Source organism: Paraburkholderia domus (assembly GCF_905220705.1).
Classification (GTDB): domain Bacteria; phylum Pseudomonadota; class Gammaproteobacteria; order Burkholderiales; family Burkholderiaceae; genus Paraburkholderia; species Paraburkholderia domus.
The window spans coordinates 27,776-39,684 of the sequence record NZ_CAJNAT010000023.1 but is presented as its reverse complement, the minus strand read 5'-3'; the positions used below and the strand labels follow the sequence as shown (position 1 = coordinate 39,684).

General features: G+C 62.3%; 11 protein-coding genes and 1 pseudogene. 10 read left to right on the top strand and 2 right to left on the bottom strand.

Annotation, left to right across the window (positions count from 1 at the left end; all coding sequences use genetic code 11):
• The 5 genes from KHO31_RS28750 to KHO31_RS28730 all read left to right on the top strand — a co-directional run bounded on the left by KHO31_RS28750 (window position 1) and on the right by KHO31_RS28730 (window position 5,873).
• Entirely contained in the window at window positions 1–423 is a 423-nt protein-coding gene (locus KHO31_RS28750) for a MarR family winged helix-turn-helix transcriptional regulator (protein ID WP_211624642.1), read from the top strand.
• Window positions 424–512: 89 nt separating this feature from the next.
• The gene (locus tag KHO31_RS28745) at window positions 513–1,601 is read left to right on the top strand and encodes an HlyD family secretion protein (RefSeq protein ID WP_201086496.1); all 1,089 of its coding nucleotides are present in this window, start codon (window positions 513–515) and stop codon (window positions 1,599–1,601) included.
• 8 nt (window positions 1,602–1,609) lie between these two features.
• Window positions 1,610–3,181: a DHA2 family efflux MFS transporter permease subunit gene (locus tag KHO31_RS28740; RefSeq protein WP_211620337.1), complete on the top strand. Its 1,572-nt coding sequence runs from the start codon at window positions 1,610–1,612 to the stop codon at window positions 3,179–3,181.
• Window positions 3,182–3,191: 10 nt separating this feature from the next.
• Complete coding sequence (locus KHO31_RS28735) at window positions 3,192–4,631, top strand: efflux transporter outer membrane subunit (protein ID WP_201086497.1); 1,440 nt, start codon at window positions 3,192–3,194, stop codon at window positions 4,629–4,631.
• 57 nt (window positions 4,632–4,688) lie between these two features.
• Window positions 4,689–5,873: a thiolase family protein gene (locus tag KHO31_RS28730; protein WP_211624640.1), complete on the top strand. Its 1,185-nt coding sequence runs from the start codon at window positions 4,689–4,691 to the stop codon at window positions 5,871–5,873.
• A gap of 60 nt (window positions 5,874–5,933) precedes the next feature.
• On the opposite strand, the gene gltS is transcribed toward KHO31_RS28730, so the two are convergent.
• Window positions 5,934–7,148, bottom strand: a complete 1,215-nt coding sequence (gltS, locus tag KHO31_RS28725; protein ID WP_201141939.1) for a sodium/glutamate symporter — start codon at window positions 7,146–7,148, stop codon at window positions 5,934–5,936.
• A 254-nt stretch (window positions 7,149–7,402) separates the two neighbouring features.
• Between gltS and KHO31_RS28720 the strand changes: the two are divergent.
• From KHO31_RS28720 to KHO31_RS28700, 5 genes and pseudogenes are all read left to right on the top strand, one after another.
• Window positions 7,403–7,699 (top strand): annotated as a pseudogene (locus KHO31_RS28720) (Na+ dependent nucleoside transporter N-terminal domain-containing protein); the annotation flags it as partial.
• 75 nt (window positions 7,700–7,774) lie between these two features.
• The gene (locus KHO31_RS28715) at window positions 7,775–8,164 is read left to right on the top strand and encodes a cytidine deaminase (RefSeq protein ID WP_054040364.1); all 390 of its coding nucleotides are present in this window, start codon (window positions 7,775–7,777) and stop codon (window positions 8,162–8,164) included.
• Complete coding sequence (locus tag KHO31_RS28710; protein WP_201077656.1) at window positions 8,161–9,138, top strand: nucleoside hydrolase; 978 nt, start codon at window positions 8,161–8,163, stop codon at window positions 9,136–9,138. Before KHO31_RS28715 ends, KHO31_RS28710 begins: the two co-directional genes overlap by 4 nt.
• A gap of 287 nt (window positions 9,139–9,425) precedes the next feature.
• Entirely contained in the window at window positions 9,426–10,361 is a 936-nt protein-coding gene (gene panE, locus KHO31_RS28705) for a 2-dehydropantoate 2-reductase (protein ID WP_201077658.1), read from the top strand.
• A gap of 54 nt (window positions 10,362–10,415) precedes the next feature.
• Entirely contained in the window at window positions 10,416–10,715 is a 300-nt protein-coding gene (locus KHO31_RS28700; RefSeq protein WP_201077660.1) for a hypothetical protein, read from the top strand.
• Window positions 10,716–10,788: 73 nt separating this feature from the next.
• Here the strand turns inward: KHO31_RS28700 and KHO31_RS28695 are convergent, their stop codons facing one another.
• A complete protein-coding gene (locus KHO31_RS28695) occupies window positions 10,789–11,835 on the bottom strand; it encodes an ABC transporter substrate-binding protein (RefSeq protein ID WP_201086499.1) in 1,047 nt (348 codons plus the stop codon).
• Window positions 11,836–11,909: the final 74 nt, after the last annotated feature.

Here is an 11,909-nt window from a genome sequence, read left to right as displayed (position 1 = left end):
ATGGACGGGCTTTTCGACGACGACTGCTTTGCGATCCGGCAGGCCGCACGCTATGTGTCGCAGCTTTACGACCGCCACCTGGAGAATGTTGGCCTCACCATCACGCAGTTTTCGCTGATGGGGCGCCTGAAGCGCACCGGCTCGATGACCATGAAGCAACTGGCTGAAGCCATGCGCATGCAGCGCACCACGCTGGTTCGCACGATCCAGCCGCTGCGGCGCAACGGACTGGTGTCGAGCGAAACACGTGGGGCGGACGCGCGGGCGTTGTCGATTGCCTTGACGGCATCCGGCGAGGAGCGTCTGCAAGCAGGGCGCAAGCATTGGTATGCGGCGCAAGCCGAATTCGAAGATCGCTTCGGCGAGCAGCGCGCGGCGGCATTGCGTTCGGAGTTGTTTGCCATCACAAGAGATCCTGTTTGAATCAGACCCGCGTGGAGCGGGTCAAGCCCGGCGCGGAATAACGTGCCGTTTTTTTGAGCTCAACGAGTGCATACGCACATACGAACATCATGTCCACTACACCCTCGACTATTGCACCGCCCAGCGTGGTAGGCGCCGCCAAACCGGCGCGGCGCATTCCGTGGATGCTGCTTGCGATCATCACGGTGCTCGCCGTGCTGGCGCTTGCCGCGTCGTACTGGTTCTTCGTCGGCCGCTTTGTTGAGACGACGGACGATGCCTACGTCGGCGGCGATGTGACCGTGATGTCGCCGAAGGTGAACGGCTTTGTCGCGGATGTGCTGGTGCACGACAACCAGTTCGTCCATGCGAATCAGGTCCTGATCCGGCTCGATGCGCGCGATTACGATGCTCGTCTCGCCCAGGCCAGCGCGGAAGTTGAGAGTGCGCAGGCCGCCGTCACCGAGTTGCAGGCGAAGAAGTCCTTGCAGCTTGCCACCATCAACGAGCAGGTCGCCGAGGTTCGCGCGTCCGGTGCCGAGTTGACGCGCAGCGCCGCCGATCAGACGCGCTATCGCGAACTGGTGAAGGACGATGCGGTATCGAACCAGGTCGTAGAACGCGCGGACGCCGATCTGACCAAGGCACATGCTGCGGTCGACCGCAGCAGCGCGGCGTTGATCGCCGCGCAACGGCAGATCGCCGTACTCGACGCGCAGATCGGCGACGCGCAGGCGCGCATCGCCACCGCACAAGCGGCGCAACGGGTCGCGGCATTGAATGTGGAGTACACCACGATCCGCTCGCCGATCGACGGTTACGTCGGCAATCGCACCGCGCGCGTCGGCCTGCTGGCGAACACGGGCGTCTCGCTGCTGACCGTGGTGCCGGCAAGCGGACTGTGGATCGACGCCAACTTCAAGGAAGACCAGTTGAAGAAGATGCACGTCGGCGACGGCGTCGACGTCGATCTCGATGCGTCGAGCAAACCGATTCACGGCGTGGTTGAGAGTCTCGCGCCCGCGACCGGCGCGACCTTCAGCGTGCTGCCGGCAGAGAACGCCACCGGCAACTTCACGAAGATCGTGCAGCGCGTACCGGTGCGTGTGCGACTTGACGTGCCGAAGGAGATGCAAGGCGTGCTGCGCCCGGGCCTGTCGGCGACGGTGAAAGTGCACCTCGACGCTGCTCACGGTTAAGGACGATCATGACTCAGGTCCTTGCCAACCCCGCCGACCTGCCGACGCGCACCAAAGTCTTCGCGTTCGTGCTGATGTGTATCGGCTTTTTCATGGCGACGCTCGACATCCAGATCGTGGCGTCTTCGCTCAAGGATATCGGCGGCGGCTTGTCCGCGAGTCAGGATGAGCTCTCGTGGGTGCAGACCGCGTATCTGATCGCGGAGATTCTGGTGATTCCGATGTCCGGCTGGCTCACGCGCGTGTTCTCGACGCGCTGGGTGTTCGCGTTTTCCGCGCTGGGCTTCACTGTCACCAGCATGCTATGTGGGCTTGCATGGGACATCAACTCGATGATCCTGTTTCGCGGTTTGCAGGGCGCGCTCGGCGCCGCGATGATTCCGACCGTGTTCACGACGGCATTCGTGCTGTTCCCCGGCAAGCAGCGCCTGATTGCATCCACCACCATCAGCGCGCTCGCCACGCTCGCACCGACGGTCGGTCCGGTGATCGGCGGCTGGATCACCTCGCAATGGTCGTGGCACTGGCTGTTCTATCTGAACCTGGTGCCGGGCCTCGCCGTCACGCTGATGGTGCCGAAGTACGTGAACTTCGACAACGTCGATCTCTCACTGCTGAAAAAGGGCGACTATCTCGGCATCCTTTTGATGTCCGGTTTTCTCGGTTGCCTCGAATACGTACTGGAGGAAGGGCCGCGCAAGAACTGGTTCGGCGACGACGTGATCCTGACGTGCACCTGGGTGGCGGCGATCTGCGGATTTCTGTTCCTCGTGCACGCGTTCACCGCAAAAGAGCCGATCGTCGATCTGCGCGCGTTGGCAATCCGCAACTTTGGCATTGGCAGTCTGCTGTCGTTCATCACCGGGATCGGGATTTTCTGCGCGGTGTTCCTGACGCCAGTGTTCCTGTCGCGTGTGCGTGGTTTCGATTCGTTGCAGATCGGCATTGCATTACTGTCGGTGGGGTGTTTTCAGTTGCTCGCGATGGTGGCGTATTCGATAGTCGCGCGTTTTATCGATATGCGCGTGCTGCTGGTATTCGGCCTGGTGCTGTTCGGCGTCGGCTGTTATCTGTATGTACCGCTGACCAATCAGTGGGGCTGGCAGGAGTTGCTGATCCCGCAGGCGTTGCGAGGCATCGGCCAGCAGTTCTGCATTCCGCCCATCGTCACGATGGCGCTCGGTTCATTGCCGATGTCGAGGCTTCGATCCGCCAGCGGCCTCTTCAACCTGATGCGTAATCTGGGCGGCGCGATTGGCATTGCAGTGAGCAGCACGATGCTCAACGACCGATTGAATCTCCATTACGAGCGGCTCGACGAACACTTGAGCGCGGGCCGCCCGGTGGTTGAATCGATTTTGCAGCAGCAAAGCGCGCACTTCGCGGCGGTTGGCGGCGATGCGCTGAACGCGGCCAGTGCGGGTCTCGGCGAGCTGCATGCGCTGCTGATGCGCGAAGCGCTTGTGCTCACGTTCTCGGACACGTTCTTTGCGCTGTCGCTGTGTTTTGTCGTCGGATTGCTGAGCGTGGTGTTCTCGCGCCCATTCGGCATTTCCGCACCGCCGCCCGATGCTCATTGAGGAATCCAGCATGAAACCAATCGTTATCAAAGTACTGGCGAGCGCGGCGCTGCTGACACTCGCGGCATGTGCGGTGCAACCGGAAACGCATGCGGACCTCCCACATACGGTTCAGACCGTCGCGCCGACAGCGTGGAGTGTCGATGCCCCTCAAGACAGCGTAAGCGCCGACACGTGGTGGGTGCAGTTCGGCGATCCTGTCATGCATCAGCTGGTCGAATCGGTGCTGACGGGTAATCTCGACGTGCAAGCCGCAGTGGAGCGCGTCAAGCAGGCGCAGGATCTCGTGACGCAAAATCGCGCGGCATTGCTGCCGGAGCTGAACGCTAGCGCGACCGCATCCGACTCTCGCCAGAACACGCCACCGCCGCTTGGCTATGTGCGTCAGGCGGGTGTCGGTTTGACAGCGAGCTGGACGCCGGATGTATTCGGTGGCGAACGTCTTGCTGTTCTGGCAGCGCAGGCGCAGGTGTCGGGTCGGCAAACGGCCTTGAATCAAGTCCGTCTGGCACTCGCGGCGAACACCGCAGCGGCATATATCGATCTGCGCTGGGCGCAATCGCAATTGCAGATTCTCAGCGACAACGAACAGATCCGCGCCCGCGCTTTGAAACTCACGCAGGAGCGCTTGCATTACGGACTGTCGACACAACTCGACGTCGCGCGTGCGCAGAACCAGTTGCTGGATCTGCAGGCGCAGATCCCGCGCATTCAGTCGGCCGTGCAGCATCAGCTGAGTCTGATCGCGGTGTATTCCGGACGCACGCCGGAGAGCGTCGATGGTCTGTTGCTGGCTGATGCAAATAAGGCACGCGACATTCCGGTGCCCGCGCAAAGCGTGCCGCAGACGCTCCCGTCCGACGCGCTGTTGCAGCGGCCCGACGTGCGCAATGCCTACGCGACGGTCGAACAGCGCGCGGCGGAAGTAGGCGTGTCAAAAGCGCAGCGCTATCCGCAGTTCAGGCTTAATCTCGCCGACGGCCTGCTGGCCTCGTCCTATCTCGGCTTGCCGACGCTGACCGATAACCTCTTCAGTGCAGCGTTAAATGCAACGAGTCCGATCTTCAACGCCGGCCGCATCACCGCGAACATCGACGCGAGCGAAAGCCGGATGCGCGAGTCGCAACTCGGCCTGCAGCAAACCATGTTGCAAGCGCTCAAAGAAATCGAGGACAACCGTAGCGACCTCGTGAACGGCGCGGTGCAAGTGCAACGCCTGGGCGGCGCGCTCGATGCATCGGACCATGCGCTGCGTCTGTCGAGTGAGCTCTACAAGGGCGGTGCGACGGATTTTCTCGACGTGCTCGCCGCGCAGGAAGCGTATCTGCGTGATGCGGAATCGTTGAATCAGGCCAAACGCGAGCATGCGCTCGCAGCGGTTGCGCTGTACCGCTCGCTCGGCGGCGGCTGGGATGTGCCCGCGACGGTCACGGCGGCATCGGCAAATTGATGCGCGTGGACGTGGCGGCGAAATGGGTGAATTGGGTAGTCCAACTGGAGATGAACGATGAGTACGCGAGAAGTGGTGATCTGCAATCCGGTGAGAACGCCGATTGGCGCATTCGGCGGATCGCTGAAAGAGGTGCCCGCAACCGAACTCGGCGCGGTCGCGGTGCGTGAGACGCTGCGTCGCAGCGGCCTCGATCCGGCCGCGTTGGCCTCGGTGGTGATGGGCAACGTGATTCAGGCTGGCAACAGGATGAATCCGGCGCGTCAGGCATCGATTGGCGGCGGCGTGCCGGTCGCCGTACCGGCGTTGACAGTCAATCGTGTGTGCGGGTCGGGCGCGCAGGCGATTGCGTCCGCGGCACAGGAAATCTGGCTTGGCATCGGCGATGCAGCCGTGGCGGGCGGCATGGAAAACATGGACCGCGCGCCGTATCTGCTCGACGGCAGCCGCTGGGGCTACCGGATGGGCAACGCGCAAATCCACGACAGCCTGCTGCGCGACGGCCTGAACGACGCGTTTTCCGGCGAGCATTCCGGCTGGCATACCGAAGACCTCGTCGCGCAGTTTGACTTGACGCGCGAAACGCAGGACCGTTGGGCCGCGCGTTCGCAACAGCGTTTTGGGCAAGCGCAGGCGCGCGGCGATTTCGACGCCGAACTGGCGGCCGTGGAAATCCCGGGGCGCAAAGGTCCGCAGCATTTTGCGAGCGATGAACAGCCGCGCCCGGAAACTACCGTCGAAACCCTCGCCAGACTGCGTCCGGCATTCCGTCCGGACGGCACGATTACCGCGGGCAACGCGCCGGGATTGAACAGCGGCGCGGCAGCCATGCTGGTCGCTGAACGTGGGTTCGCGGAGGCGCGTGGCATCGAGCCATTTGCGCGGCTCGTGGCGTATGGGGTTGCGGCCGTCGAGCCGGGCATGTTCGGCCTCGGTCCGGTACCGGCTGTGCAAATGGCGCTGGCTCGCGCAGGTTGGCAACTGGAGGATGTCGAACGCTTCGAGATCAATGAAGCCTTTGCAGCCGTGCCGATCGATGTGGCGCGCAGACTCGGCATCGCGGATGAACTGATCAACGTGCAAGGTGGCGCGATTGCGCACGGTCATCCGATCGGTGCGACCGGTGCGGTATTGACGACGCGCCTGCTGCATTCAATGCGCCGTGACGGTCTGAAACGCGGCATCGTCACGTTGTGTATCGGCGGCGGGCAGGGGATTGCGCTGGCGTTGGAAGTGATCTGAGATCGGCTGCGGCTCGTTGCGGTGTTCAAAACAACCGCCAACGTGCCGCTGCTGTATCGGCTAATGAAAGATCGGCAAAGCCAGATATCCCTTGATGACGAGCGCATTGGCAATGTCGATAAAGAACGCGCCCACCATCGGCACGACCAGAAAGGCGAGGTGCGAATGGCCGAAGCGTGCCGTGACGGCTTGCATGTTGGCAATGGCCGTGGGCGTGGCGCCGAGTCCGAAGCCGCAATGACCGGAGGCGAGCACGACTGCATCGTAATTTCGGCCCATGACACGGAACGTGACGAAGATCGCATAGAGCGCCATCAAAACGGTCTGTGCGACGAGAATCGAAACGACCGGCAGCGCCAGCGAGGCGAGGTCCCAGAGCTTGAGCGTCATCAGCGCCATGGCGAGGAACAGCGCGAGGCTCACGTTGCCGAGCAGGGCGACGGCGTGATCGAGAACGGGCTTGCCCACGAGCCCGAGTGCGTTGCTTAGCACCACGCCGACGAACAGCACACAGACAAATGTCGGCAGCTCGATCGCCGTGCCGGCCAATACTTGTGCGAGCGCGTCGCCGGCCGCGAGGCTGATCGCGATCAGCGCCAGCGTCTCGATGAAGGCGGCAGGTGTGGTGGCTTGCTCCGCCTTCGGCTCTTCGAAGGCGAGCGGCGGTTCGGTGGGACTGTCGCCGTGGCTTTCCGTGCGCGCGACCTCTTTCCTGGCGACTTGCCGCATCAGCAGGCGCGCCACTGGGCCGCCGAGAATACCGCCCATCACGAGGCCGAAAGTCGCGCAGGCGATCGCCGCCTCCGTGGCGGACTGAAGCCCATGGTGTTCGGCGAACACCTTGCTCCACGCAGCGCCGGTGCCATGACCGCCAGACAGGGTGATCGAACCGACCAGCAAGCCGTAGAGCGGATCGATGCCCAGTAGATAAGTGAGCGCGATGCCCACTGCATTCTGCAGGACCAGCAGGCCGATCACGAGACCGAGAAAACGCAGCAACAGCGGGCCGCCTGACTTGAGGCTGGCGAGGTTGGCGTTCAGGCCGATGGTCGCGAAGAAGATGAGCATCAGCGGCGTTTGCAGCGCGGTATCGAAGCGCACTTCAATGTGGCTCGTCGTGCGCAGGATCAGCAGGACGATTGCCACAAGGAGGCCGCCGGCAACAGGTTCGGGGATCGTATAGCTGCGCAGCAGGGGGATCCATCCGACTAGCCTGTTCCCCAGCAGCAGAACCAGTGAAGCCGTGACGAGTGTTCCATAGATACCGACGTTCATAGGCGACCTCGTTGAGCATGAGCGATGACCAGAGCATTACGAGGCGTCTGACGGCGTGTGGAGCGATAAGGAGCGAGCGAGAAACGCCTATGGCGTGAGGGTACCTGAACGGCGTTAATCCAACAACGATCGCCGCGATGAATGCAGTCGCGGGCGGCGAGCCTGCCAGGATCCGGGTAAGGTCATATTTAAAGTTTTCTCCCGCATCGGTTTCGATTAGCATCATTGCCACTTTCACAAGAACACCAAGAGACATGGCACTGATCGCTCGAAACATCCTCGGGATTGCCGTCCTGCTGCTGATCGCTTTTATCTTTTCGACCAACCGGCGCGCCATCCGCTTACGGACTGTAATCACGGCGCTGCTCGCACAGATCGGCATCGGTGCGTTCATTCCGTTCGTGCCGTTTGGCAAGACGATCCTCGCGTCCGCCGCATCCGGCGTCAATGACGTACTCGGCTATGGCAACGCGGGCATCGAGTTCCTGTTCGGTGGCCTTGTGCAAGCGAAGATGTTCCAGGTCTTCGGCGACGGTGGATTCGTGCTCGCCGCGACGCTCTCGAACCTGATGAGCGCCACGATTGCGGGCATGTTCCTGACGCTGAATTGAATTGAGGACCGTTGCATGAACATGGAACAACTGCTGGAACGAGCGGGCGTCGCGCGAGAAAAGGCCTACGCGCCTTATTCGAAGTTCAAGGTCGGCGCCGCGCTGCTGACCAAAGATGGCACCGTATTCGACGGCTGCAACGTCGAGAATGCATCGTACGGATTGTGCAATTGCGCGGAACGTACGGCGTTTTTCAGCGCCATTGCCGCGGGCTATCAACGCGACCAGTTCGCCGCGCTTGCCGTGATCGGCGATACGGATGGACCGATTGCACCGTGCGGCGCGTGCCGCCAGGTGATCATCGAACTGGGCGGTCCGGAATTGCCGATCCGCCTCGGCAATCTGCATGGCGCTACCCGCGACACCACCGCGCGTGAACAATTGCCGGACGCGTTCTATCTATGAGCAAGCACAAAGTTATCTACGACACCGATCCCGGTGTGGACGACGCGATGGCGCTCGTTTTCCAGGCGCGGCATCCGGACATCGAATTGCTTGGTCTCACGAGCGTATTCGGCAATGCCACGATCGAGACCACCACGCGCAATGCGCGGTTCCTGGCCGGGCGATTCGCGCCGGGCGTGCCGGTTGCGCAGGGCGCTGCTGCGCCGCTCACGCGCACAGCGCCTGAGCCGCTCGCCTGGATTCACGGCGACAACGGCCTTGGCAACATCGCGATCGAAGCTGAGCTTGAAGCGGGTCGTGAAGCAGCGCTCGACGCACGGCCCGCGCACCGTTTCATCATCGACACGGTGCGCGCGCATCCCGGTGAAGTCACATTGATCGCCGTGGGTCCGCTCACGAACCTGGCATTGGCGCTGGCCGACGATCCGCAGATCGCTCCGCTCGTCAAGCAGGTGGTTATCATGGGCGGCGCGTTCGGCACGGACGGCGTGCTCGGCAACGTGACCCCTGCCGCGGAAGCGAACATTCTGGGCGACCCTGATGCCGCGGACATCGTACTCGGCGCGCCATGGCCTGTTGCAATCGTCGGGCTCGACGTGACGCAACGCACCATCATGAGCCGGGACTATCTTGCGTCGCTGCGCGATCGTGGCGGCGCGGCAGGGCAGTTCGTGTGGGACGTGTCGCGGCACTACGAGGCCTTTCATGAGCAAAGCGCGCAACTCAAGGGCATTTACGTACACGACTCGTCGGCGGTCGCCTATGTGCTGGCGCCGCATCTTTATACGACGCGCAGTGGCCCCGTACGCGTGCTGACGGACGGTATCGCGGTGGGCCAGACCATCCAGAAACCATCCACGATGCCAGTGCCCGCGCCGGACTGGGACAGGCGGCCCGAGTGCCAGGTTTGCGTGGACGTGGATGTGCCTGGGATGCTTACGCTTTACGAGCGCACGATTTGCGGCACGCTGTAGGCCGACTTTGCAAGACATGCCACGGCATGTTCAATGAGCCTCCTATCAGCGCCTCCCTTTATCCCGGCCGAGGCGTAGTGGACGACCGGCGCGCGGCGATTGATCTGACGTAAGGACAATGCGGAAAGGCGCGGTCGCAGTGCGTTGCAGCAGGCAGGCCCAGCATATGTGGCCGATGCGCATCGTCAATCTTTGCTACATTTCTGCACACGTGCTGCGTGCGCGGTGCTCGAAGCCTTTGCTTATCGGCCCGGCGCACATGACCCAAATCTATCAAGAGGCGAAAGATGCGAATTCTAGTAGTAGGGGCGGGTGCCGTGGGCGGCTACTTTGGCGGACGTCTCGCAGCGGCGGGCCAGGACGTGACCTTCCTGGTGCGCCCCGGCCGTGCGGAACAACTCCAGCGTAACGGTCTCATCATCAACAGCGCGCGGGGCAACCTCACGTTGCACGACGTCAAGACGATACTCGCCGGCGTTGGTGCGGAGCCGTTCGATCTGGTGCTGCTGAGTTGCAAGGCCTACAGTCTCGACGACGCGATCGATTCGTTCGAACCGCTGGTCGGCGAGTCGACACTGATTCTGCCGATGCTCAACGGCATGCGCCATATCGACGTGCTCAAGGAAAAGTTCGGTGCGTCACGCGTACTGGGCGGTCAATGCGTGATCGCGGCGACGCTCAGCCCGGAGCAGCACGTCATGCATCTGAACGAAACGCACGCGATCACCTTCGGTGAACTGGATGGCGGCACGTCCGAACGCGTAGAGGCGATCGCGGACGCCATGACCGGCGCGAATTTCGATACCGTGGTCAGCGACAACATCCTGTTGCGCATGTGGGAAAAGTGGGTGTTCCTCGCTACGTTGGCGGCCAGTACCTGCTTGATGCGTGGTTCGGTCGGCGATATTCTGGCCGCGCCGGATGGCAAGCGCATCATCGAAAACCTGCTAGGCGAGAGCCGTGGGGTCGCTGAGCACAACGGTTTTACGATGGGCCCGGATTTCGATGCCCGGGCGACCCAAACGCTCTTTACGCCTACGCCGCTCACGGCCTCGATGATGCGTGACGTCGAAAACCACTCGCATACCGAGGCGGATCACATTCTCGGCGATCTGATCTCACGCGGCGGCGATGCGCAGAAGGGCGAGCACGGCTTATCGCTGCTGCGTATCGCCTATAGTCATCTGAAGACGTATGAAGCGCGCCAGACCCGCACGTCGTGAGCGTCGCGGATATCAGCGCATGCATCTAGCAGCCTAACGTTTCGGAGGTCAAGCATGCCGAGTCCAACCGGATCGGTGCCCGCGCTGAGTTCGGCCGCATCCACGATCTTCTCGATCGGGATTGTGTTTCTCGGCTATTGGGGCGTGCACGAGCCGGCGAAATGGCGCTTCAGCGACGTGACGGTGGTCGTGTTTGCGCTGGTCGGCTTTGCCTGCCTCGGGCTCGTGCCGTGGATGGCGACGCGCCCCGTCGCAACCGAATCCAGCGATGCCGGCGTCCGCGTCGCGCGGCGTCTGTTTCTCGCCGGCGTGGCGGCGATATGGCTCGCGGTGACGCTGTCGGTCGTCGCATAACGCGCGGCGCACCCATTAAAACGCGCGCGCCTTGCAGCAAACAAGGCGCGCACGTCACCGCAGCAAGTCAGCCTCAGCGCTCGATCTGCCGGTTCCAGCGCGTATCCCACTGCGCGCGATGCGCATTGATCGTGTCCCAGTCCACCACGGTCACCTTCTTCACCAGATCGTCGACGTTACCGAGGCTTTGCTGCATCGGCGGCGTCATCTTCGCGAGGCGGTTGGTCGGAATCTGCTTGCCGGCCTCGGCCGCCTTTGTCTGAGCCGGCGCGGACAGCAGGAACTGCGCGAGTTTCTGCGCCAATTGCGGATCGGGGTTGTTGTTGACCACGCACAGGTCGACCAGCAGCAACACGGGACCTTCCTTCGGATTCACATAGCCGACCGGAATGCCCTTGTCCTGCAGATCACCCACGGCCGTCGGCGTCAACGGGAACAGGCCCGCTTCGCCGGTCTGGACCATTTCGGAAATCTTCGCCGAATTCGGCACGTACTCCACCACATTCGGGCCGACCGTGCTCGCCCATTTCGTGAAGGCCGGTTCGACGTTCTGCTCGCTGCCGCCCATCAAACGGTTGATCGCCAGAAAGCCGTGCAGGCCGAAGGTGCTGCTCGAAGCGGACTGGAACACCACCTTGCCCTTGTACTTCGGATCGGCAAAGTCCATCCATGAAGTCGGCGGCGCCCAGCCTTTTTCAGCGAACAGCTTCTTGTTGTACGCGATGCCGGTCATGCCGAGTTGCACGCCCGCGCCCATGTCGTCCTTCATGCGCGCGAACGGATAGAGCTCCTTGAGCACCGGCGAATCGTCGAGCTTCTTGCACACGCCCATGCTGACCGCGCGCGCCATCACGCCGTCGTCGAGAAACACCACGTGGATCTGCGGATTGGCCTTGTTGGCGAGCAGCTTGGCGAGAATGTCCGACGAGGTGCCGGGCACTACCACCACTTTGACGTTATTGGCTTTCTCGAAGTCGGGCAGCACCTGGGTCGTATAGGCCTTTTCCATCGGACCGCCGTTCATGCCGATATAGATGGTCTTGGTTTCCGACCATGCCGGCGCGGCCGCACCGAAGGCGCACAATGCGGCGAGCGCCGCGATCGTCTTGAACAGTTTCATTGAGAGGCTCCTGAGTTTCACTAAACCTGAGTTTCACTAAACAATCGCGAGGCGATGACGAAGCGGTGAATAAG

What these genes read in the sequence shown, in the direction of transcription:
- gltS (WP_201141939.1), bottom strand. Translation starts at nt 7,148, where the DNA reads ATGAACGTCGGTATCTATGGAACACTCGTCACGGCTTCACTGGTTCTG.
- panE (WP_201077658.1), top strand. Translation starts at nt 9,426, where the DNA reads ATGCGAATTCTAGTAGTAGGGGCGGGTGCCGTGGGCGGCTACTTTGGC.
- KHO31_RS28710 (WP_201077656.1), top strand. Translation starts at nt 8,161, where the DNA reads ATGAGCAAGCACAAAGTTATCTACGACACCGATCCCGGTGTGGACGAC.
- KHO31_RS28695 (WP_201086499.1), bottom strand. Translation starts at nt 11,835, where the DNA reads ATGAAACTGTTCAAGACGATCGCGGCGCTCGCCGCATTGTGCGCCTTC.
- KHO31_RS28735 (WP_201086497.1), top strand. Translation starts at nt 3,192, where the DNA reads ATGAAACCAATCGTTATCAAAGTACTGGCGAGCGCGGCGCTGCTGACA.
- KHO31_RS28715 (WP_054040364.1), top strand. Translation starts at nt 7,775, where the DNA reads ATGAACATGGAACAACTGCTGGAACGAGCGGGCGTCGCGCGAGAAAAG.
- KHO31_RS28750 (WP_211624642.1), top strand. Translation starts at nt 1, where the DNA reads ATGGACGGGCTTTTCGACGACGACTGCTTTGCGATCCGGCAGGCCGCA.
- KHO31_RS28740 (WP_211620337.1), top strand. Translation starts at nt 1,610, where the DNA reads ATGACTCAGGTCCTTGCCAACCCCGCCGACCTGCCGACGCGCACCAAA.
- KHO31_RS28730 (WP_211624640.1), top strand. Translation starts at nt 4,689, where the DNA reads ATGAGTACGCGAGAAGTGGTGATCTGCAATCCGGTGAGAACGCCGATT.
- KHO31_RS28700 (WP_201077660.1), top strand. Translation starts at nt 10,416, where the DNA reads ATGCCGAGTCCAACCGGATCGGTGCCCGCGCTGAGTTCGGCCGCATCC.
- KHO31_RS28745 (WP_201086496.1), top strand. Translation starts at nt 513, where the DNA reads ATGTCCACTACACCCTCGACTATTGCACCGCCCAGCGTGGTAGGCGCC.